The following is a 25013-nucleotide window of genomic DNA, read 5'->3' on the forward strand; positions in this document are numbered from 1 at the left end:
AGTTTAAATTATAGTAAATATAAAATAATTATGTTTTTGTATAGTAGTTTTTTGGAAAGTATAGATAATACTGGTTGATTTGCAATGTTTTTTTTTGCAAAGTAATTAAGTTCAAAAAGTAATGATTTCTAGCTTTTGCGTTAGTGATGCTTGCTTTTTATTAAAGCAAGCAAACTGTGGAGGTCAAGTCTCTATTAAAATAATAGGAATCTTAATTTTAATTTCTATATTGGAGTTGAATAAAAATAATAAAAAAAGGAACAGTCATTGTATAGTGCGCCCCAAAAGTTAGATTTTTTAGTCTAACTTTGGGGGCGCACTACATTGTTAATAGATAACTGTTCCTTTTTTATTTAGTAAATGTACCACCAACTCCACCAGCGGAAACAAAAGTACCAAAAGTAGAGTTAACAAAAACTGCCGACAAAGCTAACGCTAAAGTAGGCGAAGAAATCACCTATACAATCACAGCGAAAAATAGTGGGAATGGCGATTGGGAAAATGGCACGATCACCGATAAAATTCCGACGGAATATGTGAACTTGATAAGTGGAACGACAGTCGTAAATGGTGAAAAAGTAGAAGATAATGAAGTTTGGAAAGACAATGTATTAAATGTAAAACAAACAATTAAAGCTGGAGAAAGTGTCACAATTACGTTTAAAGTAAAAACAATTAAAGGAGCAGAAGGGGGCAAACGATTGCGAATGTGGCAGAGACAGATGATCCAAACGTACCACCAACTCCACCAGCAGAAACAAAAGTACCTATAGAACCTACTATTCACAAGAATATAGAAGGTGTACAGAAGTCAGTACTAAAGAATAATAAACAACAATTTAATTGGAATATTGCTGTTTATTTTGGAACCAATACTATGAATTGGAAACAAGCTTCCGTTACAGACGCAGTAAATAATGTATTAGACATTGTGAAAGTTACAGTAGTAGATGAAAATGGTAAAGATGTGACTGGGAACGGTGCACTAAGTACAGAAAACAACAAAGTTATTTTTGAAATTAATAAAAAAGATGATAGCTATACTTATTTAGCAGGTCATACGTATACCATGACAATTACCACAAAAATCAAAGACAGTGTAACGGATGAAGAGTTGGTTCCATACATCAAAGATGGTGGAATACCTAACCAAGCAAATTTAAACTTTGGTAATAAAGGAGATAAAAAGCATTCAGAAATACCTACAATAGTTCCACCAAAAGGGATGTCTCCAGAAAAACCTAGTACTCCAAACAATAAAAATGATAAAGATAATCTTACTTCTTCAAAAGGTATTTTCCCACATACTGGAGAAAATCAAATGCTAAGTAATATATTACTCGTTGTAGGGACAGGTATTTTAATAATCCTCGTAGTATATTATATTCTTAAAAAAAGACGAATCGAATAGTTAATTTTTAGTATAGTTAGAACAGTTTATATTACTTGATAGTATACAGGCTGTTCTAATACTTATTAAGATGTATAGTATGAAACTAAATTTTGATGAAATAAAAGAGATTTTGTTGTGCTATCCAGAAGGAATATCTTTAGATGAATTACTTATAATTATGAATATGGATGTTATTAATCGAAATCGTATAAATGTAATAAGCATTTTAAAATGGCATGATGAAATAAAAAAGGTATAAACAATTGAATTTGGAAGAATTAAAACTGAATATAAACTAATTTTTGATTAAAAGTATTCTATGTTGTCTTAATACTGAAAAGTCGTAAAGCATATTCTCTGTTTTTTTATAGAGAGTATGCTTTATTTTATCTATTAATCTAATTTGATATACGCACAAAAGTATAGTTACGCTTACTTGAAATGTTATAAAATACCAAACGATAAACCGCTATGTCTAAATTTATTTTAAATGTTAAAACAAAAAAATTATATAAGGAATACTAATATTAGTGAAAAATCGTATAAGGATCAGACGATAAAGCTGTTAACTATTTTATGTAAAAAAATTGAGATTTCATTAATATTAAGAATGAATGAGTATCACGTTAATATAAAAAATAAACTTGGAAGAATTTAATGCAATATAAAATATTTTAGGATCTTCAATTTGTAAGATATTGAAAAGATAACAATAAACACAAATCTTTTAAATTATTAAGGAAAAGCCTTTTCAATAAAGGACAGTTGTGTAACAGCTGGTTGGAATTTATTCATATAGCGAACGACTGTGACTGTATATAGAAAAATCTTTAGTTCTTTGCTTCTGTAAAGAGTGAACTTCAATTGAAGTTTTTTAAATAACAAAAAAATTTTGTGAAAACTTTTGAGCAATCTCATAAAATATTTCTTCGTCCAACGTATCTACATACTTTACCTTATATTGGGCCTTTTTTGTATAGTAAGGTGGAATATACTTTAAGCGTGTTCGCTTTACTTACTGCAATTATCTGTAGTATAAAGTTTTTCGCTATAGATAAAAAAAGGATGTTCTTTACTTAATTGGGTTATCGGAATCGGACGGACAAACAATCACTAAATTTGTTGAAATATTGTAATTGTCTTAGCTCATTACTTTAATTGATGTAGGAATAATAGGCATTCTTAAAGTACTATTTTTTGGTAAAGATATATATAATTATCGTAGAAAATTAGGTTTTATCCATCAAAATAATTTTTAGTAAACATTGATAAATAAAGTCTGCTTCTATTTGGTGCATTAGACAATACTGAGAATATATCTACTAAGATAATAAGGTTAATCTACTTACTCAATATATTTATTATAAGAGTGTATTAAATATTTTCCTGATATTTCTATTTAAATATTTTTCTTTTAATAGGTATACAGATATTTCTCTCCTTGGTAAGTCATTATATTTTATATATTTTATATTAAGACGAATTAACTGAGGAATTAGATAATCTGGAACGATTGAAAAGCTATCACTACCATACACTAATCGTAATACCAGTTCAATAGAATCAACGTTAATGATATTCTTTATAGTTTTTAAATTAGTTTCTATCCATTCATAAATTTTTGGAGATTCCTTACAATGTGGACTGAAAAATACAAAGGGATACAAGATTAAGCTGTTGATATCAAATTTTTTATTTAATATAGGATGGTTTTTTCTCACAATAATTACGTAATCATGACTATATTGATGTATCGCATTAATGCATGCAGGTATTTTTCTTGTATCAATAGTTGGGGTAATACCAATATCACTTTTCAATGTCAATATATCATCAATAACATTATCAGATATTATAGGAGTAACTTTTATATCAGTAAATATAGAAATTAAAGTATCAACTAGATGGAATTCTAAATCGTTTAATGATAAAGATATTTTTACAGAAGGAAGTGTTTCTGAATTGTCAGAATTATCAGCTAATTCATCTTTCATATAGTAAATTTGCTGTTTTATTTTCCAACAATACGATTCTAAAACTTTACCAGCAGGAGTTAATATATTCTTATTTTTTTTTCTGATGAATAAAGGAGCTCCTAATTCTTCTTCTAAATTTTTAATTTGCTGACTAAGAGCAGCTTGTGTTATACCTAAATATTTACTAGCTTTTGTAAAATTGTTAAACCTAGTTAAGACTAAAAAGTATTCTAAATGTTGTAATTCCATATACAACCTCCGCTAATAAAATTTAAAATAAAAAAATGAAATTACTTGAATATTATCATAGATCACATTTGTTTTCTATAGATAAAATATATTGTTAGTATTTACTTATAAGTATGCCGATAAATCATGACTTTATATTTTTTTGTAAAGATAATTCTTTTTTTTTATAGCGTAATAGGAAATTATGAATATATTTTTTTCTGATTATATTTAATATTAAAAACAGAATTAAAAAATTTACTTTATTGAAAGGAATAATCATGAAAACAAAAAGAAATAGAAACATAATTTTGACGTTATTAATAATTTTTAGTAATTTATTCAACATAATGGGAGTATTATTTATTAATCCTGTTTATGCAGAAACAATAGGAAGAGAAATAGTCAGTTTACCTTCAGCAAATGAATTACCAGTAGATAGCGCTGGTAATAGAACTATATTTACAAATATTGGTTTTACATCAAATGGAGAAGAAATTGATGAAAAAAATCCTATTAGAATTGGAGATAATTTTCAAGCTACTTATGATTTTGTAATTCCAGATAGCTTAGGTAAAGAAATGCAGGACGGTGATTTTTTTAGATTTAAATTACCACAAGAGTTAGCTCTTTTAGGAGAGCAAAGTGGTGATTTAAAAGATCCTGGTACTAATATAGTTTATGGTAAATATTATTCTGATTCCATGGGGAATGTAACTATGAACTTTAATTCTGAAGTTCAAAAGCATGATAATGTTGAAGGAAAACTAATTTTTTCAGTTTCTTTATCAGAAAATAAAGTCCTAACACCGGGTAAAAATATTATTCAAGTTCCTTGGTCAAAAACAATTGAAGGAATTCCAATCTATGTTAAATCAGGAATAGATTCATTTATTCAAAAAGAGTATCTTAATACGCGTTATGAAGATGATGGATCAGTAATTATTGACTGGAAGGTATTAATAAATCCTAATCGTAATCTTATTCAACAACCAAAATTGACTGAAGAAACAATTAATGAGTCAGGCGAAAAGGTAGCAAAAAATTATCAAATTACTCGATTAGCAAAAGCTAATGTTGATTTTCATGGAAATGTAACGGAAACTGAAGATGTTACAGGATTAATTAACTTTGATCCATCAGGAAATGCTTACTTTCCATCTAGTATTGTAGATCCCTATGTTATGTATATCTCTACGCCAATTGATTATAATGGTCAAGGTTCAATTATAAATAAAGCAAAATTGAGTGGTAGTAATTGGCAAGAAGAAGAAGCTAGAGCAAGTACAACTCTGAATGAATCTATGAATATTGATAAAAAAGAAGGGGTTTTTGATGAGAGTACAGGTGAAATAAATTGGGAAGTAACATTTAATCCTCACGGCCGTCATATCCCTGCGGAGCATGCTTCTTTTATAGATGAGTATGATGATTTTCAAGAGTTTATTCCATCTAGCTTAAGTGTTACACCTGATATGCAATATGAAATTAGCCAACAAGAAAGAGGGTTCAAATTTCAATTTAAAAAGGATGTTACACAGCCGGTTGTTATTAAATACAAAACAAAGGTAATTCATCGTGAAGGTGATGACTTACATCTTTATAATACTGTTTATCATAGAGGGGGACACAAAACTGCTGAAGTATTTGTGCCAGGTTTAAAAGATGGTCATAAACATTCAGAATATTCAAAAGATTATTATTGGGATCATCAGAGTAATGAATTGGATTGGATAATTGAAGTTAATAAAAACCGAACTCAGATTAATCAATGGAATGTTAGTGATGAATTAAGTAGTGGCTATATTTTAGACAATTCAATTTCTTTAAAAGATACAACAGAAGATAAACAATTGATTGAAGGTATAGATTATTCTATAGAATTAAACAGAAGTGAAGGCAAAATAAAAGGATTTAAAATAAATTATTTATCTGAAAAATTAACAGACCATCAATTTACTATAATGTATAAAACACATTTTGAAAGTAATGTGGAACAAGCAAATAGAATGTGGTACCGTTATTTACAACAAGGTAAATGGGGCCAAGGAACTGCAACTAAAAATTTTTTTTCTCAAAAAAATAAAATAAGTGCAGATAAGTATGGAAAATATCACCCAGATACAGGCGAAATTGAATGGTTTGTCACAATCAATAGAAATCGCTATCGTTTAAATAAGGAAAGTGTATTAGAAGACAGTGTTCCCGAGGATCAAGTATATGTTAATGGATCAGCCAAAGTTTTAGAACAAAATTTTGACAACACTCCTTTTCATCCTACGGATAAAGGGAAAACTAATTATGATTCTGGGAATAATAAAGTTAAAGCGAATTTTCAAGAAGGAACTGAAGCAGCATTTCAACTAGTATTTCGTACAAAATTAAAAAATAAAGAAGATATTATCAGAAAAAAAATAAAAAATATTGCTTATTATCAAGACGAATTGACACCAAAAACACCAGTAGAAGGTATGGTAGAAGTTAATAATAATCAAGAAGCGTTAGCAACAAAAAAAGGAGTAGTAAGTGATAATGACCCCAATATTATCCATTGGAATATTTCGATTAATGAACGTAGATTTCATCTTAAAAATGTAGCAATAGACGATGATTCATGGGGAAATAATCGAGCAAAAATAAATACAATTAAATTAGTTTATACTTCAGGTGAAAATAAAGGAAAGCAATTGATATTGGGTAAGGACTATACATTAGACTATACTGAACGTAGTTTTCATATAAAGCTAATAAAAGATTTAACCGAATCAATAGAATTAACCTATGATGCAGATATAATTTATAGTAAAAATCATGTTCCAGGTAAGGAAATTACAATCAGTAATGCAGTACGTATCTCAGGAAGTGATATGATTGTGGATGATAGACCAGTGACACATTTAATTAAAACGATTGTTCCTAATAGCATGGGGATTATTAGGGGTACTACAGAACAACTACATGTATTTAAAGTAGAAAAGGGAACGCAAAATCCATTAACCGGTGCAGTTTTTACTTTATATAGGGGAGAGAAGATAGATAAAGAGAAAGTTGTCGAACGAATAGTCACTAATGGTGACTATGGAACGGCCATTTTTTCAGATTTAACTAAAGGTAAATATTTATTAGTGGAAGAGAAAGCACCGGATGGATATGTAATTAGTCCAGAATTATCTAAAGGAGTTATAATTGAGGTAACAGGTAATAAAGAAAATAATATTCAGACTTATTTAGCAGAAAATTATAAACAGAAGGAAAATAAAGAAACAACAGAAATAAGTGGTAAGAAAGTATGGAATGACTACAATAATAAATTCAAAACACGTCCGACAAACATTACAGTACGCTTGTATCAAAATGATAAAGAGTATGCCACAAAAGAGATTCAAGCAGACAAATTGGGAGATTGGACGTATGCATTTACTAACTTACCGAAATACAATGAACAAGGAGAAGCCTATAAATATACAGTGAAGGAAGAACCTGTCAAAGGCTATGAAAGTAAGGTTGAAGGTACAACTATCACCAATACGTATGTAAATAAAGAAACAACAGAAATAAGTGGTAAGAAAGTATGGAATGACTACAATAATAAATTCAAAACACGTCCGACAAACATTACAGTACGCTTGTATCAAAATGATAAAGAGTATGCCACAAAAGAGATTCAAGCAGACAAATCGGGAGATTGGACGTATGCATTTACTAACTTACCGAAATACAATGAACAAGGAGAAGCCTATAAATATACAGTGAAGGAAGAACCTGTCAAAGGCTATGAAAGTAAGGTTGAAGGTACAACTATCACCAATACGTATGTAAATAAAGAAACAACAGAAATAAGTGGTAAGAAAGTATGGAATGACTACAATAATAAATTCAAAACACGTCCGACAAACATTACAGTACGCTTGTATCAAAATGATAAAGAGTATGCCACAAAAGAGATTCAAGCAGACAAATCGGGAGATTGGACGTATGCATTTACTAACTTACCGAAATACAATGAACAAGGAGAAGCCTATAAATATACAGTGAAGGAAGAACCTGTCAAAGGCTATGAAAGTAAGGTTGAAGGTACAACTATCACCAATACGTATGTAAATAAAGAAACAACAGAAATAAGTGGTAAGAAAGTATGGAATGACTACAATAATAAATTCAAAACACGTCCGACAAACATTACAGTACGTTTGTATCAAAATGATAAAGAGTATGCCACAAAAGAGATTCAAGCAGACAAATCGGGAGATTGGACGTATGCATTTACTAACTTACCGAAATACAATGAACAAGGAGAAGCCTATAAATATACAGTGAAGGAAGAACCTGTCAAAGGCTATGAAAGTAAGGTTGAAGGTACAACTATCACCAATACGTATGTAAATAAAGAAACAACAGAAATAAGTGGTAAGAAAGTATGGAATGACTACAATAATAAATTCAAAACACGTCCGACAAACATTACAGTACGCTTGTATCAAAATGATAAAGAGTATGCCACAAAAGAGATTCAAGCAGACAAATTGGGAGATTGGACGTATGCATTTACTAACTTACCGAAATACAATGAACAAGGAGAAGCCTATAAATATACAGTGAAGGAAGAACCTGTCAAAGGCTATGAAAGTAAGGTTGAAGGTACAACTATCACCAATACGTATGTAAATAAAGAAACAACAGAAATAAGTGGTAAGAAAGTATGGAATGACTACAATAATAAATTCAAAACACGTCCGACAAACATTACAGTACGCTTGTATCAAAATGATAAAGAGTATGCCACAAAAGAGATTCAAGCAGACAAATCGGGAGATTGGACGTATGCATTTACTAACTTACCGAAATACAATGAACAAGGAGAAGCCTATAAATATACAGTGAAGGAAGAACCTGTCAAAGGCTATGAAAGTAAGGTTGAAGGTACAACTATCACCAATACGTATGTAAATAAAGAAACAACAGAAATAAGTGGTAAGAAAGTATGGAATGACTACAATAATAAATTCAAAACACGTCCGACAAACATTACAGTACGCTTGTATCAAAATGATAAAGAGTATGCCACAAAAGAGATTCAAGCAGACAAATCGGGAGATTGGACGTATGCATTTACTAACTTACCGAAATACAATGAACAAGGAGAAGCCTATAAATATACAGTGAAGGAAGAACCTGTCAAAGGCTATGAAAGTAAGGTTGAAGGTACAACTATCACCAATACGTATGTAAATAAAGAAACAACAGAAATAAGTGGTAAGAAAGTATGGAATGACTACAATAATAAATTCAAAACACGTCCGACAAACATTACAGTACGCTTGTATCAAAATGATAAAGAGTATGCCACAAAAGAGATTCAAGCAGACAAATCGGGAGATTGGACGTATGCATTTACTAACTTACCGAAATACAATGAACAAGGAGAAGCCTATAAATATACAGTGAAGGAAGAACCTGTCAAAGGCTATGAAAGTAAGGTTGAAGGTACAACTATCACCAATACGTATGTAAATAAAGAAACAACAGAAATAAGTGGTAAGAAAGTATGGAATGACTACAATAATAAATTCAAAACACGTCCGACAAACATTACAGTACGCTTGTATCAAAATGATAAAGAGTATGCCACAAAAGAGATTCAAGCAGACAAATCGGGAGATTGGACGTATGCATTTACTAACTTACCGAAATACAATGAACAAGGAGAAGCCTATAAATATACAGTGAAGGAAGAACCTGTCAAAGGCTATGAAAGTAAGGTTGAAGGTACAACTATCACCAATACGTATGTAAATAAAGAAACAACAGAAATAAGTGGTAAGAAAGTATGGAATGACTACAATAATAAATTCAAAACACGTCCGACAAACATTACAGTACGCTTGTATCAAAATGATAAAGAGTATGCCACAAAAGAGATTCAAGCAGACAAATCGGGAGATTGGACGTATGCATTTACTAACTTACCGAAATACAATGAACAAGGAGAAGCCTATAAATATACAGTGAAGGAAGAACCTGTCAAAGGCTATGAAAGTAAGGTTGAAGGTACAACTATCACCAATACGTATGTAAATAAAGAAACAACAGAAATAAGTGGTAAGAAAGTATGGAATGACTACAATAATAAATTCAAAACACGTCCGACAAACATTACAGTACGCTTGTATCAAAATGATAAAGAGTATGCCACAAAAGAGATTCAAGCAGACAAATTGGGAGATTGGACGTATGCATTTACTAACTTACCGAAATACAATGAACAAGGAGAAGCCTATAAATATACAGTGAAGGAAGAACCTGTCAAAGGCTATGAAAGTAAGGTTGAAGGTACAACTATCACCAATACGTATGTAAATAAAGAAACAACAGAAATAAGTGGTAAGAAAGTATGGAATGACTACAATAATAAATTCAAAACACGTCCGACAAACATTACAGTACGCTTGTATCAAAATGATAAAGAGTATGCCACAAAAGAGATTCAAGCAGACAAATCGGGAGATTGGACGTATGCATTTACTAACTTACCGAAATACAATGAACAAGGAGAAGCCTATAAATATACAGTGAAGGAAGAACCTGTCAAAGGCTATGAAAGTAAGGTTGAAGGTACAACTATCACCAATACGTATGTAAATAAAGAAACAACAGAAATAAGTGGTAAGAAAGTATGGAATGACTACAATAATAAATTCAAAACACGTCCGACAAACATTACAGTACGCTTGTATCAAAATGATAAAGAGTATGCCACAAAAGAGATTCAAGCAGACAAATTGGGAGATTGGACGTATGCATTTACTAACTTACCGAAATACAATGAACAAGGAGAAGCCTATAAATATACAGTGAAGGAAGAACCTGTCAAAGGCTATGAAAGTAAGGTTGAAGGTACAACTATCACCAATACGTATGTAAATAAAGAAACAACAGAAATAAGTGGTAAGAAAGTATGGAATGACTACAATAATAAATTCAAAACACGTCCGACAAACATTACAGTACGCTTGTATCAAAATGATAAAGAGTATGCCACAAAAGAGATTCAAGCAGACAAATCGGGAGATTGGACGTATGCATTTACTAACTTACCGAAATACAATGAACAAGGAGAAGCCTATAAATATACAGTGAAGGAAGAACCTGTCAAAGGCTATGAAAGTAAGGTTGAAGGTACAACTATCACCAATACGTATGTAAATAAAGAAACAACAGAAATAAGTGGTAAGAAAGTATGGAATGACTACAATAATAAATTCAAAACACGTCCGACAAACATTACAGTACGCTTGTATCAAAATGATAAAGAGTATGCCACAAAAGAGATTCAAGCAGACAAATTGGGAGATTGGACGTATGCATTTACTAACTTACCGAAATACAATGAACAAGGAGAAGCCTATAAATATACAGTGAAGGAAGAACCTGTCAAAGGCTATGAAAGTAAGGTTGAAGGTACAACTATCACCAATACGTATGTAAATAAAGAAACAACAGAAATAAGTGGTAAGAAAGTATGGAATGACTACAATAATAAATTCAAAACACGTCCGACAAACATTACAGTACGCTTGTATCAAAATGATAAAGAGTATGCCACAAAAGAGATTCAAGCAGACAAATCGGGAGATTGGACGTATGCATTTACTAACTTACCGAAATACAATGAACAAGGAGAAGCCTATAAATATACAGTGAAGGAAGAACCTGTCAAAGGCTATGAAAGTAAGGTTGAAGGTACAACTATCACCAATACGTATGTAAATAAAGAAACAACAGAAATAAGTGGTAAGAAAGTATGGAATGACTACAATAATAAATTCAAAACACGTCCGACAAACATTACAGTACGCTTGTATCAAAATGATAAAGAGTATGCCACAAAAGAGATTCAAGCAGACAAATCGGGAGATTGGACGTATGCATTTACTAACTTACCGAAATACAATGAACAAGGAGAAGCCTATAAATATACAGTGAAGGAAGAACCTGTCAAAGGCTATGAAAGTAAGGTTGAAGGTACAACTATCACCAATACGTATGTAAATAAAGAAACAACAGAAATAAGTGGTAAGAAAGTATGGAATGACTACAATAATAAATTCAAAACACGTCCGACAAACATTACAGTACGCTTGTATCAAAATGATAAAGAGTATGCCACAAAAGAGATTCAAGCAGACAAATCGGGAGATTGGACGTATGCATTTACTAACTTACCGAAATACAATGAACAAGGAGAAGCCTATAAATATACAGTGAAGGAAGAACCTGTCAAAGGCTATGAAAGTAAGGTTGAAGGTACAACTATCACCAATACGTATGTAAATAAAGAAACAACAGAAATAAGTGGTAAGAAAGTATGGAATGACTACAATAATAAATTCAAAACACGTCCGACAAACATTACAGTACGTTTGTATCAAAATGATAAAGAGTATGCCACAAAAGAGATTCAAGCAGACAAATCGGGAGATTGGACGTATGCATTTACTAACTTACCGAAATACAATGAACAAGGAGAAGCCTATAAATATACAGTGAAGGAAGAACCTGTCAAAGGCTATGAAAGTAAGGTTGAAGGTACAACTATCACCAATACGTATGTAAATAAAGAAACAACAGAAATAAGTGGTAAGAAAGTATGGAATGACTACAATAATAAATTCAAAACACGTCCGACAAACATTACAGTACGCTTGTATCAAAATGATAAAGAGTATGCCACAAAAGAGATTCAAGCAGACAAATCGGGAGATTGGACGTATGCATTTACTAACTTACCGAAATACAATGAACAAGGAGAAGCCTATAAATATACAGTGAAGGAAGAACCTGTCAAAGGCTATGAAAGTAAGGTTGAAGGTACAACTATCACCAATACGTATGTAAATAAAGAAACAACAGAAATAAGTGGTAAGAAAGTATGGAATGACTACAATAATAAATTCAAAACACGTCCGACAAACATTACAGTACGCTTGTATCAAAATGATAAAGAGTATGCCACAAAAGAGATTCAAGCAGACAAATTGGGAGATTGGACGTATGCATTTACTAACTTACCGAAATACAATGAACAAGGAGAAGCCTATAAATATACAGTGAAGGAAGAACCTGTCAAAGGCTATGAAAGTAAGGTTGAAGGTACAACTATCACCAATACGTATGTAAATAAAGAAACAACAGAAATAAGTGGTAAGAAAGTATGGAATGAAAATCCAACTTATAGAAAGTTTTTACCTAAAATGGGTAGTACTCAAAAAATTATTCTATTTTGGATAGGTTTATCATTTATTATTTTTTCAATAAGTATTGTCTTTTTAAATAAATATAATAAAAAGAAATAAAAGGAAACAAAAAGAAATGGTCTGTTATAAAAAAAGGAAAGACGAATAAAAAATAAACGATCTTATTCGCTCTACACAATGAAAAAATTAATAAGAAGTTGGCTCGAATTACTGAAAGCTTTGCATAATAAAAAAAGCAATTAGTACGTATTAGATGAGCTTTCTATTAATTGCTTCTGTATTGAAGGATGCTGGAAGGTTATTATCTAATTTGTTAGATGTCTACAGGGGATAAGTCAGTAGACTATCGATTAAATAATAATTGAAAGTAATATTTAAAACACCTAAGGTTAACAAACTTTAGGTGTTTTAAGTGTTACAAGGGATAAATACTATCGTTACTTATTAGGATCAAATTGTTGATTATATTTAACAGGTATTAAAATTTCAAATACACGTTTTTCAGGAATATTGGTAGTAATCTCATCTTGCCATAGTATTTTCCAAAAAGATTTTTGAGGGATAAATCTATTTTCTAGAAAATAGTTCATTAGTTTTTTATTGATTTCTTCCTTATTATAATTTGAATCTTCTATAAAAAAAGAGACGTAAATTCCATTTGGCCTAGTCACAATTTTTTTTGTGTCGTAAAGACTACTCTGATCCTTGTTTATTTTAATTAGTGACCTAAAGGGTGTATTTTGAATGTCAGACAAAACAGACTCTTCTACCAAAAAATTTATCGGATAACCATTGAATAAATCTTTTTTATCTAAAGATAAATAAAAGTCACTATAACTAGATAAGGAATCTATTGAGTCGTAGTAATGAGAATGCATTAAATCAGAACAAATAAATGATTCTTCATCTCTATAAGAGTGAGTAATAGTATTAAATTCGATATTTTTTAATATTGTATATCGATCTATATAATTTTCTAAAAATGTCTGCATATATTTTAAGTTGTTGATTTTTTTATCTAAAATTTTTTTACGATTTTTAAATTCTGCTAGTGTGTCGTCCATGTTTCGGTTATTGAGAAAATATTTAATTTGCTCTAAAGGTATATCAAGGAATTTCAAGGTCAGTATGACATCTAATTCAAAGCACTGGTCACAGGTGTAATATCTAAATCCATGGTTAGATATTTTTTTAGGTTTAAATAAATCAATTTGATCATAATAAATTAAGGTTCTTCTACTTAAATTCACGTATTTTGCGAATTCACTAATTGTTAAATAATTATTCATAGTTACCTCCTTGAATGTAACGTTACGTTACAGCTTATTATAACGAAATAATAACTTAATAGAGTTAAGGAAGGAGATTTTTATGCTAAGTTTAATAAATATAAAAAAAGTATTTGGAAACGAAGTAGTATTAAATAATTTATCAGGTAATTTTCAACAGGGCCTTAATTTTATTTACGGACCATCTGGTAGTGGAAAGACAACACTATTAAATATAATTAGTGGTATGGATCAAAATTTTGAAGGAGAGGTCTATTTTAATCATCAGTCAATTAAAAATTTTACAGAAAAAGAACTATCCAACTATTATTACAATTCAATAGGATTTATCTGGCAGGATTACCGATTAATAGAATATTTAAGTGTAGAATGCAATATTGATTTAGTTCTAAGTTTATCGAATTTAAATAAGGTAGAAAGAAAAATGAAAGTAACAAAGGTACTAGATGAACTAGGAATATCTGGATTAGCTAAAATGAAAGTGGCAAAATTATCTGGAGGGCAAAAGCAGCGAGTAGCGATAGCTAGAGCATTGGTGAAAGATCCAGAAATAATAATAGCGGATGAACCAACAAAGGCATTAGATCCTTTAGCAGCTAAAAAGATAATGACGGAACTAAAAAAGATAGCTAAGGAAAGAGTAGTAATAATAGTCACTCATGATAAAGGTTTAATTGGAGAAAATTCAAATGTCTATAGAATAGAACAAGGACAACTAAAATTAGAAGAGCAAAGTAAACAAAGCTCAAAAAATGCCAAGAAAAAGAATACATTGGTTAAACCACCGCACTTATCTTTAAAAAATTGTATTTATCAATCTTTTAACATTCTAAAAGGGGCAGCTATATACTCTATATTAACGATTATACTACTGATACTTTCGTCCTTTTTTATGCTAATTAATTTGAGTGGAGAGATAGAAGAAAAACAAGATAATAATTTTAATCGTCTTGTTGAAGAAAGAGGAGAGACAATAAAGGATATTTCTATAGCAAAAGAATCGACAGGTGGTGGTTCTTCTGGTTCTCTAAAACAAGATACTTCAGGAGTAGTTGATTTATTAAAAGATGACCCAAGAGTAGAGTTTATGACAGCCCAAGAAATAGTAGGGAATTTAAAAATAAGCATAGGGGATGTAGTTAAAAATTATGAAGTTCAGGACAGCTTTAATTTGCCTGCAATTACGAAATTGATAGCTGGAAGATATCCCTCAATCGGTAAAACGGAGGTTGCTGTTCCTAAACGATTACTTGATTTACTAGATCTAAAACCCTCCGACGTTATCGGGAAAAATTTGAATATGACAGGGCTTATAGATGTAAATCCAAAGATTGGAAGTAATGAAATCACAGGATCAAAAGTTTCACTTGATGATGTAAAAGTAGTAGGAGTTATTGAAAATAATCCTAAAGGTGGAGCGATTACCAGTACTTTAGGAAGACGTGACGGGAAATTGACAGATGGTCCGTTGCTATTTAGTGTAGAAGCTATCAAAAAAATGCGCCAACAAACAGGCGTTGAGAAATCTATGAGTTATAATATACGAGCAAAAACCTTAGAAGATGTTCTTCCTATTGTAAATACATTACAAGAATCAGGTTTACAACCTGCTGGGGATTTCAGTATGATTGAGGACATGCTCCAATTGAGAAAGAAAAACGAAGAACAAGGTGCTACTATCAGTTTAATTTTCTTTATATTGTCATTAACAATTAGTATTGTTCTGGCTTTGTTCAATTTTTATATAAAGAAAAGTGAATTTGTGTTTTTCAAATTCAATGGTTTCAGCAATAAAAATATTTTGAGTTTAACAATTTCAGAATATTTTATACTCGGAATAATGTCTTCTATTCTATTTCTTCTTAGTTTTCCGTTGCTTAGTCTTTTAAGTCAAAAAATATTTAATATATATATAGTCTCCACAAATAATTTAGTTTTAGCTTTATTGCTACCATTTGTTCAATCAATACTAATCAGTGTATTGTCATACTTATTATTTCTTAGAATTAGTTCTGCTAATAAAATGAAACAAGGTGATTCTAATGATTCATTTAAATAATGTTAGTAAAAAATACAAAAATTTGAATGTATTACTTCATACAAATTATAGATTTAAAGATTGTACATTAACTTGTGTTTTAGGTGATAGTGGATCGGGGAAATCAACACTATTAAATTTAATAGCAGGTTTAGATATAGAGTATGATGGAACAATTGAAAATTTATGTTTTAGGGAGACATGTTTATCAAATAAAAACTTGTCTAACTATAGATTCAACAATGTAGGGTTCATTTTTCAAGATTATCATCTATTAGATGGGTATACAGTACTTGAAAATGTCATAATGTGCGTGCACCTTAATTCTGGATTAACTAAAGAAAAGAAGACAGAGAAGGCATTGAATTTGTTAACAGAATTAGGATTAGAAAATAAGGCAAATCAAATGGTAAACGAATTAAGCGGTGGGCAAAAGCAAAGAGCTTCTATAGCAAGGGCATTGATGAATAATCCTAAAATAATTCTTGCGGATGAACCAACCGCTGCTTTAGATGAATCAAATAGTGATGGTGTAATGAAAATACTAAAAAGGCTGGCCAAAAATAGGACAGTAATTGTTATTACACATAGCGAAACAGTTTCAAAATATGCCGATGAAATAGTTTGTTTAAAAAATCATACGATAGAATTAGTGAAGGAAAAAGATAGTCAAGAATTAGGTCATAGTAATGAAAATAAGTCTTTCAAAGCTATAAAAACTAAAGATATTGACCCAAAGCTCGACTCAAAGTTAATTTTTTGGCTAGCGATAAAAAATTTTAAAATACATTTCTATAAAAATTTACTTGCTATCTTATTGATTTCATTGGGTTCAGTTTGTTTTGTTTCAACATTAGGAATAAAAAATACAATAAACAATGAAATACAGTCATTCAAAGAAAAAAATAATTACTATAGTAAAGGTTCCATTGCTTTTTCAGAAAAGCCATTATCTGATGGGATTACTTACTTGCGATCATTGTCCAATGTTAAAGATGCGTATTATCAGTATAATCTTAAAAATGTTAATATTAAATATAAAAACAAGAATAAACATTTAGATATTAAATCACCAACATTGATTTCTTCAAGTCTTTCGATGATTCATGGGGATATGCCTAAAGATAATAGTAATGAGATCTGCTTATCTCTCAGTGTCGCCTCCTCTTTAAGTAAAAATATTAATGATTTAGTTGGGAAGTCTGTTGACTTTGAGTATTTTGCTAAAGATGGGGAGAAAAACAGAATAAAAATGAAAGTTAGTGGTATCTCAAACGACACGCTGGATAACTTTACAATGAGCACACGGATGGAAAAGAAGATTTATAGAGAAGTAAACAAAGGTGAGCCATCCGCTATAGCATTTAGTGTAAAGAATTTTGAGGATATTCCCAAAGTTCATCGTCAGCTGAAAAATGAAGGTTATGACATATATACTAAGGAAAAAGATATTCGGGCCTTCAAAAATAGTTTTTCTGACACTATAAACTTATTCACAGTATTGTCCAACTTATTGTTGACTATTTTTATTTCTGTTAGTTTCATTATAATCTATCGTATTTCTATCACTAGATATTCTGAAATTGGTATACTAAGCTGTTTAGGTTATAGCACTAAAAATATTTCTAAGATATTGATAAGAGAGACGGGTATATTTTGTATCCTGTCAATTGTATTCAGTATGGCCTGGCTTTTCATTTTTTCTACTGTCTATAACTATAAAATTGGCTACAATGTAGATTTAAATTTCCAACTAGTTATGATTTTATTATTGGTAAATATTGGTTTAGTTTTTGGAATAACTGGTTTTGTTAATCGCCGATTGGTCAATATATCGCCTAGTTTAGCTTTAAAAAAATAATTTTATGCAACTGCTGATTTTCTCATCTTCTAATAGCCAATAGGGGATACTCCAATATCATTAAGTTAAGAAAATAACCAGAATGTTTTGGCAGTTAGTCATGGGGGCTATGTATCTATTTATACAAAAATGGTTAGCGTATGAAAAAGTTTCAAAGATAAACTTTTCAAATTGTTGTATTTTAGAGTTTAGGTATAAAAATAATAGTTTTGTATTTCTATAAGCGATAAATCATGATTTTTCTAATTTAGTTTAAAAAAGTAAACAGATCGGAAGTTAAAAAAACTTTTGACCTGTTTACTTTTTATGTATGCTTTTTGAATTTTAAATATTTTTCTTTTTTTATAAATAACAGCATATTGGTTTTAGATATATCTTCTAGAGCTCTGTAAAATGTTATCGTGTTAGTATAATTATTTGAAATATAGCGTACCTAGCAGTACATTAGTTTTGTAACTAATATTAATTAGGAGGGTTTTCTATGAAAAAAATTTTAATTTCTGTTCTAGGGGTTTTATCTATCGTTGTTTCTATGGCATTTTCTTCTTATTCTGTCAATGCAGCTTCTAATAATTGGTCTTGGCCACTAGGTAAACCATATGCAGGAAGATATGAAGAAGGACAACAATTTGGGAATACCGCATTTGATCGAGGAGGCACTTATTTCCATGATGGGTTTGACTTCGGCTCTGCTATCTATGGAAATGGTAGTGTGTATGCTGTGCATGATGGTAAAATTTTATATGCTGGTTGGGATCCTGTAGGTGGAGGTTCATTAGGCGCATTTATTGTATTACAAGCAGGAGATACAAATGTGATCTATCAAGAATTTAGCCGAAATGTTGGGGACATTAAAGTTAGCACGGGACAAACTGTTAAAAAAGGACAGCTTATAGGGAACTTTACTTCTAGTCATTTACATTTAGGAATGACAAAGAAAGAATGGCGCGCTGCTCATTCTTCTTGGAATAAAGATGATGGCACTTGGTTTAACCCAATTCCTATACTTCAAGGAGGGTCTACGCCTACACCTCCAAATCCAGGACCAACAAATTTCACAACAAATGTACATTATGGTTTACACGTCCTTGGGGGATCTTGGTTGGGGGAAGTAACAAACTTTAACAATACTAATGATGGTTTTGCAGGTTATCCTAATCGGCAACATGATATGCTTTATATTAAGGTAGATAAAGGGGAATTGAAGTATCGTGTTCATACAGCTCAAAGTGGCTGGTTAGCTTGGGTAAATAAAGGAAATAAAAATGATACAGTGAATGGTGTAGCAGGTATTCAAGGACAAGCAATTGATGGTGTTCAGTTAAACTATATAACTCCTAAGGGAGAAAAATTATCACAAGCATACTATCGCTCACAAACCACGAAACGATCAGGATGGTTAAAAGTAAGTGCAGATAATGGTTCTATTCCTGGATTAGATAGTTATGCAGGAATTTTTGGAGAACCGTTAGATCGCTTGCAAATTGGTATTTCACAGTCTAATCCATTTTAAATTTAAAAAATAACAGCACGATTACGCATTTAATAAATTTTAAAGAGGTGAATGAGTATAAATAAAGATATAGTCAATATACTGAAAAAAACATTTATTTTGCCTGTTGTTGTAGTATTCTTTATGCTGAGTACCAATGCTTTTGCTTCTGAAGATTATAATTTACTTGGAGTAAAAAATTATGATCAGTATGCATTAGGAGCACCTAGTGGGTGTGAGGGAGCTTCACTATTACAAGGATTACAGTATAAAGGGAAAATTCCAGATTGGGACTTAATCAAGTTTTTGAAGACAATCCCTATCTCTTCTAGTGGAAATCCTTATGATGGATTTGTAGGTAGTCCTTTTGTTGAAAACTCATGGACTTATTCCGCTATCTATCCTATTCCTTTAGTAAAATGGGGGCAAGCATATGGTGATGTAAAAGATATGTCAGGTCATTCTTTAGATGAATTACTAAATGAAGTGAAAAATAATAATCCAATTGTTGCTTGGGTAACGATAAAGTTTCAACCGGCACGATGGGGAATATGGAATTTTGGTAGAGCAGTAAATAATAATCATGCAGTAACTTTAGATGGTTATGATTCAAAAAAAGGAAAACTTCACGTATCGGATCCGATTTCTGGTAAATATTGGATCGATAAGAATACATTTGAAAGTGTATATAATGAAAGAAACTTTGCGGTTGCGATTTATTAAGATCTATTACTTATCAAATTATAGAAATAAAAGAAATTTTTTTATCGAATGTATTTGAAAGTGTACAGAAGAACTGTTTTTTGTACACTTTTTTTAGTTTATTTTAAGGAATAATAAATATATTCTATTTATTATCAACAACCCAGTAAATAAATAACCATAAATCAAGTAAAAAAATCATAACTTCAATATCTGTTTCTCCTGATGGTTAAAATAGTTAAAGATTTTAACGCCATGAATTCGTTAAATATGAGTGTGCTAGTAGTTTATATTTATAAAAAATAAACTATGGAATTTTATAAAATTTTTAAAATAGTGAATTGAACAATAAAAATAGTTTTAAATATTACACTAATTTTAAGCTGATTTCTAGATTTTCTATTTTAAAACCATATTGAGCATTATGGTTGTCATAGATAAAAAATAGATGGTAAAATATTTCCACCTAAAATCGAATAAGAGATTTTGGGAATATAGTATATGGTGAAAGTCGTTTTTGTAAGATGCTGAGTATATTAAAAAATTATAGAAATTTTTAAGTTAACAAAAATAAAACTTTCGCTAGATTATTTATAGGAAAGAGGAAAAATAATGACAGAATTAAGTAAAAAGCCCGTACGTGATTATGCAGAACATAATGCTTATTTCCCATCAGAGTACTCATTGAGTGTTTATACAAGTCCAGTTACACCTTTTGATGGCTATAAGTTTAATAAGGCTTATTCTGGAGGAGAATTAAAGATTTTAATGATTGGCTCAGATGAGCGCTATGTCCAAGTGCAAAACGGGAAATTGTTTTCTACAGGTAATCATCCTGTAGAGACTTTGCTACCTATGATGCACATAGCTGCAGCGGGGTTCGACATTGATGTTGCTACTCTTTCTGGTAACTCCATCAAGTTAGAAATGTGGGCTATGCCAGAAGAAGACGAGGCTGTGATGGACTTTTACCATGATTACCTTCCTAAGTTTGAGAACCCTTTGAAGCTAAGTGAAATTTTACCTCAAGTAATGGCCGATAATTCTCCTTATGTGGCAGTTTTCTTCCCTGGTGGTCATGGAGCATTGCTAAATCTTCCTGAAAGTGAAGAAGTCAAAGAAATTCTCAATTGGGCTATGACCAATGATAAGAAAGTAGTGACTCTTTGTCATGGACCTGCTGCACTGCTAGCTGCAACTCTTAATGACGGAGATTTTCTTTTTGATGGTTACGAAATGACTGTCTTTCCAGATAGTTTGGATGAAGGTGCTAATCAAGAAATTGGATATATGCCAGGACTATTGAAATGGCGTTTACAAGAAACACTGGAAGAAAATGGAGTAAAAGTTCTTAATGAAGATATTACAGGACAAGTTCATAAAGATCGTAATCTATTAACAGGAGATAGTCCACTTGCTGCTAATAATTTGGGAATTCTTGCTGCTAATGAGTTGTTAGAAATGGTGGATCAACAAAAAAATTTTAATTACTAATAAAAAAATATTAGTGTTGTACAAAAACATGAAATTAATAGGATTTTTAATGGGTTTAACAGTTAGTTTTTAGAAGTGAATAGTTAGAATAGATAAATATTAATTTATATTCAAAGTTAATCAAACCTTTCTTGAAATAGGGAGGTTTGATTAATTTAAAATATGAATAAATTCATATAGACGTAGATACGCCTTAGCTAAAAAAATCAATAATTTTTATTTTATAAATATTAGGGAGAAATTTTTATATAAAAGATATGGTAAATAAACGGGGCTCTCAGAACAATAATGCTGGTAAAATAACATTTACACAAAGAGAATAACATTTTTATAATTCTTAAATTGAAGAAGTTCCTAATTATTATATATTAGGCATCGATATAAAATTATAAGTTAAAAATAGTGTTTGACAAATAGCTAATTTCTAGACAGAAGTATAGTGAAAGATGTATGTGTTAAATTAGCATAGTTTTACATTTCTCTATTTAGTGATTTAATTTTAGAAGATTTGTGAGATTTAATACAATATAAATACCGTCCCTTATATTAAAATCTGAAGGTAAAAGTAAATAGTTGGGATTCTTAATTAGCGATATCAATTATATATATCTTAAAGTTCGATAAAGAAATTTACGTATAAGTGTAGATGGAGAAAATTAAACTTTAATAAGAAGGTGTATTATGTGTATAAGTATAAAAAAATTAAATTAAATATAGAGTTATTGACTGTTATAGTTATCAACTTATTAAGTTTGCAATTAAGTGCTTTTTTATTTGGAAAAAATAATGAACTAACAATTAAAGGTGCACTAACTTATACGTTACCATTAATTATTATTTTTTTTAGTATTCGTATTTTGAGTGTAAAAATTGGTTATAAAAATTTAAAAAATACTCTAAAATCTTTTTTTAGGGATGGACGCTATTTAATTTTGATAATGGTAATTTTTTTTCTAATAAATTTAGGTTCTATTTCTAGTGATAAATTAGATGGTTTTCAAATTAGAAATGTTTTCTTTTTTCTTTTAACATGCTTTTTTACAGGTGTTTTTGAAGAACTACTATTTAGAGGAATTGTTTTAACACGTCTATCTAGTATTTATTCTCTTAGAGTAAGTGTAACAATATCGTCTATTTTTTTTGGTATAGTACATCTATTAAATTTGGTAGATCAACCATGGTTAATTAAAGGAACGCTAACTCAAGTTTTTTATACGTTTTGTTTAGGTATGATTTTAGGAACAATTTATTCTAAGGAAAAAAACATTTTTACAATTATATTATTACACGCTAGCTTCAATTTTTTTGGCTCATTTTCTCAAGTTTTTACAAGCAATATTTCTTTGGTCAAACAAGATAGTTCTATGATTGAAATCCTTATACCTATAATATTGATTGTACCTTCTACAATACTTTCATTAAAGAAGATGCATTAAGCAACTATGCATAGTATTTGAGTACCTATTCTAATTTTACAAAAAAATGATTCTTATATAAATAAATTTATCTGAGAATTACATCTATCTATATAATTAAAAAAGCGAGTTCACAATTGTATATTTAGTGAAGAAGATAAGCTTGAGATTATTCTAGCATAATTTATATACACAATAAATAGGAATAAAAGTTCATACTTTTCTTTGTACTAATTATTATGGAATTAAAATTGGAGATGATGATATGTTTAAACTATATCTTAACTATTGGAAAAGAATTTTTGATTATAAAGGAACATCAGATGTGATTGAAATTTTTATTGCGTTAGCAGGTAATTTTTTAGTAATCATTTTTTTGAATATTCTAGGTATTGTCATTCCAATTAGCTGGGAAAATAGTTTAGTGAATTTTTTATATATTGTTAAATTAGCAATGATAGTTCCAGCAATATCATTGTTAGTACGAGTTCTAAATAAATATTAAAGTAAGGATAAAAAATATACACAATATTATTATACAGTGTTCAAATTAATTATACATTTAACATTTTTAAGTAAAATTAAAAAGTTGCTATAGAAAAATTTATATAGAGCCACATCTTTTAATTTATTAATCTTTTTTACTGAATAATTGTAAAGATTTCTTTATAGAGTGTTTTAAATAACGTCTTATAATTATAGAAAATCAAAATATTTGTATAAATAAATAACATCCTATAGAATTTTATTTGTAAATAAAAATTAGGAGGATATATAAAATGAAAAAAAGCAATACAAGATTCAGAGCTTATTTTACAGACGATGAAGCGGGGACAAACATTTCTTGGGGATCAGTTTTTGCTGGAGTAATTACATTTCTATCTATTTTTATGACTCTTGGACTTATTGGATCAGCGATTGGGTTCGGTACTTTAAAACCGACATCAAGTAACCCTTTAGATGGTGTTGGGACTGGACTCATTATTTGGACGATTATTACTATTGTGTTATCTCTGATGGCTGCAGGATTTGTATCTGGTGTAGCGGCTAAAAGAATTGGTTTATTGCACGGTTTCTTAACATGGGCAACAAGTATGATTGTAGTAATGCTTTTAGTGAGTTATACAGCAGTTAGTACATTTTCAGCAATCGGTTCCCTTTTAGGAAATGTTGCTTCTGGTGTAGGGGATAGTGTTGGGGCAGTTGCTTCTACTACTGGCGATGCGATCTCAAAAGGTTTTGATAAAGTAACTGATGAAATTGGCACGGTCAATACACAAGAACTACAAAATAATGTAAATAAATATTTAAAAGATACGGATGTTCCAGAACTTCAACCAGATTATTTAAAAGATCAAATGAGTGAAGCGACTGATAAAATCAAAGATGCTGGTAAAGAAATTATAAAAAATCCTGAAAATGCAGATAAGGTTTTTGATTCTACAGCGGATTCTTTACAAGACCAAGCGAAAAAAATTGGCGATTCCGTAGATAAAAACGCGATTGCGAATGCTGTAGCGAAAAATAGCGACTTATCTCAAGAAGAAGCTCAACAAGCAACAGATAATATTTACAATGAATTAAAAACAGCTAGTGATGAAGCGCAAAAACAAATTGACACTGCGCGTACTAATTTAGATAAAGCTAAAGATGATTTGAAAGAATCAATCGATGAAGCAAGACAAGCGGCAGAGGATGCGTCAAACACGACAGCTAAAGCATCTATTTGGGGATTTGTTGCAATGGTCGTTGGCTTAATTATTACTTCCCTATTTGGATTATTAGGAGCTAACTTAGTAAAAAATCCTGAAAGAGAGCATAAAATGTAAGAACATTAAAGTAATTTAAATGTTAATAATCAATGTAATGAA

The 25013-nt window shown here is 30.3% G+C and carries 13 protein-coding genes; 11 read left to right on the plus strand and 2 right to left on the minus strand.

Annotated features, from left to right (window positions below; all coding sequences use genetic code 11):
• Positions 1 to 338: 338 nt before the first annotated feature.
• Both IGI97_RS02565 and IGI97_RS02570 read left to right on the plus strand, forming a co-directional pair.
• Positions 339 to 773: an isopeptide-forming domain-containing fimbrial protein gene (locus IGI97_RS02565; protein ID WP_080114293.1), complete on the plus strand. Its 435-nt coding sequence runs from the start codon at positions 339 to 341 to the stop codon at positions 771 to 773.
• Positions 710 to 1411 (plus strand): isopeptide-forming domain-containing fimbrial protein, encoded by a 702-nt coding sequence (locus IGI97_RS02570; RefSeq protein WP_438737913.1) that lies wholly within the window; start codon positions 710 to 712, stop codon positions 1409 to 1411. The genes IGI97_RS02565 and IGI97_RS02570 overlap by 64 nt, the downstream gene beginning before the upstream one ends.
• Before the next feature lie 1343 nt (positions 1412 to 2754).
• On the opposite strand, the gene IGI97_RS02575 is transcribed toward IGI97_RS02570, so the two are convergent.
• On the minus strand, positions 2755 to 3618 hold the full coding sequence (locus IGI97_RS02575) for a LysR family transcriptional regulator (RefSeq protein WP_010715444.1): 864 nt from the start codon (positions 3616 to 3618) through the stop codon (positions 2755 to 2757).
• Between the two features lie 260 nt (positions 3619 to 3878).
• On the opposite strand from IGI97_RS02575, the gene IGI97_RS02580 reads away from it, so the two are divergent.
• Positions 3879 to 12950 (plus strand): Cna B-type domain-containing protein, encoded by a 9072-nt coding sequence (locus tag IGI97_RS02580; protein WP_438791806.1) that lies wholly within the window; start codon positions 3879 to 3881, stop codon positions 12948 to 12950.
• A 338-nt stretch (positions 12951 to 13288) separates the two neighbouring features.
• Here IGI97_RS02580 and IGI97_RS02585 read toward each other — a convergent pair whose 3' ends face one another.
• Positions 13289 to 14140: a MerR family transcriptional regulator gene (locus tag IGI97_RS02585; protein WP_010715442.1), complete on the minus strand. Its 852-nt coding sequence runs from the start codon at positions 14138 to 14140 to the stop codon at positions 13289 to 13291.
• An 82-nt stretch (positions 14141 to 14222) separates the two neighbouring features.
• Here IGI97_RS02585 and IGI97_RS02590 point away from each other — a divergent pair, with 82 nt between their 5' ends.
• The 8 genes from IGI97_RS02590 to IGI97_RS02625 all read left to right on the plus strand — a co-directional run bounded on the left by IGI97_RS02590 (position 14223) and on the right by IGI97_RS02625 (position 24971).
• The gene (locus IGI97_RS02590; protein ID WP_174115847.1) at positions 14223 to 16199 is read left to right on the plus strand and encodes an ATP-binding cassette domain-containing protein; all 1977 of its coding nucleotides are present in this window, start codon (positions 14223 to 14225) and stop codon (positions 16197 to 16199) included.
• The gene (locus IGI97_RS02595; RefSeq protein WP_438738779.1) at positions 16183 to 18039 is read left to right on the plus strand and encodes an ABC transporter ATP-binding protein/permease; all 1857 of its coding nucleotides are present in this window, start codon (positions 16183 to 16185) and stop codon (positions 18037 to 18039) included. Before IGI97_RS02590 ends, IGI97_RS02595 begins: the two co-directional genes overlap by 17 nt.
• A 481-nt stretch (positions 18040 to 18520) precedes the next feature.
• On the plus strand, positions 18521 to 19552 hold the full coding sequence (locus IGI97_RS02600; protein ID WP_174115846.1) for a M23 family metallopeptidase: 1032 nt from the start codon (positions 18521 to 18523) through the stop codon (positions 19550 to 19552).
• A 51-nt stretch (positions 19553 to 19603) separates the two neighbouring features.
• Positions 19604 to 20254 (plus strand): C39 family peptidase, encoded by a 651-nt coding sequence (locus tag IGI97_RS02605; RefSeq protein ID WP_438737919.1) that lies wholly within the window; start codon positions 19604 to 19606, stop codon positions 20252 to 20254.
• A 591-nt stretch (positions 20255 to 20845) separates the two neighbouring features.
• A complete protein-coding gene (gene hchA, locus IGI97_RS02610) occupies positions 20846 to 21727 on the plus strand; it encodes a glyoxalase III HchA (protein WP_438737921.1) in 882 nt (293 codons plus the stop codon).
• Positions 21728 to 22410: 683 nt separating this feature from the next.
• Positions 22411 to 23163 (plus strand): CPBP family intramembrane glutamic endopeptidase, encoded by a 753-nt coding sequence (locus tag IGI97_RS02615; protein WP_010826748.1) that lies wholly within the window; start codon positions 22411 to 22413, stop codon positions 23161 to 23163.
• Positions 23164 to 23407: 244 nt separating this feature from the next.
• On the plus strand, positions 23408 to 23647 hold the full coding sequence (locus IGI97_RS02620) for a hypothetical protein (protein WP_202236000.1): 240 nt from the start codon (positions 23408 to 23410) through the stop codon (positions 23645 to 23647).
• Between the two features lie 274 nt (positions 23648 to 23921).
• Positions 23922 to 24971, plus strand: coding sequence for a hypothetical protein (locus tag IGI97_RS02625; RefSeq protein ID WP_438737924.1), 1050 nt, complete (start codon positions 23922 to 23924; stop codon positions 24969 to 24971).
• Positions 24972 to 25013 lie beyond the last annotated feature (42 nt).

It is taken from the genome of Enterococcus sp. DIV2419 (genome assembly GCF_051711865.1).
GTDB classification, from domain to species: Bacteria; Bacillota; Bacilli; order Lactobacillales; family Enterococcaceae; genus Enterococcus; species Enterococcus faecalis.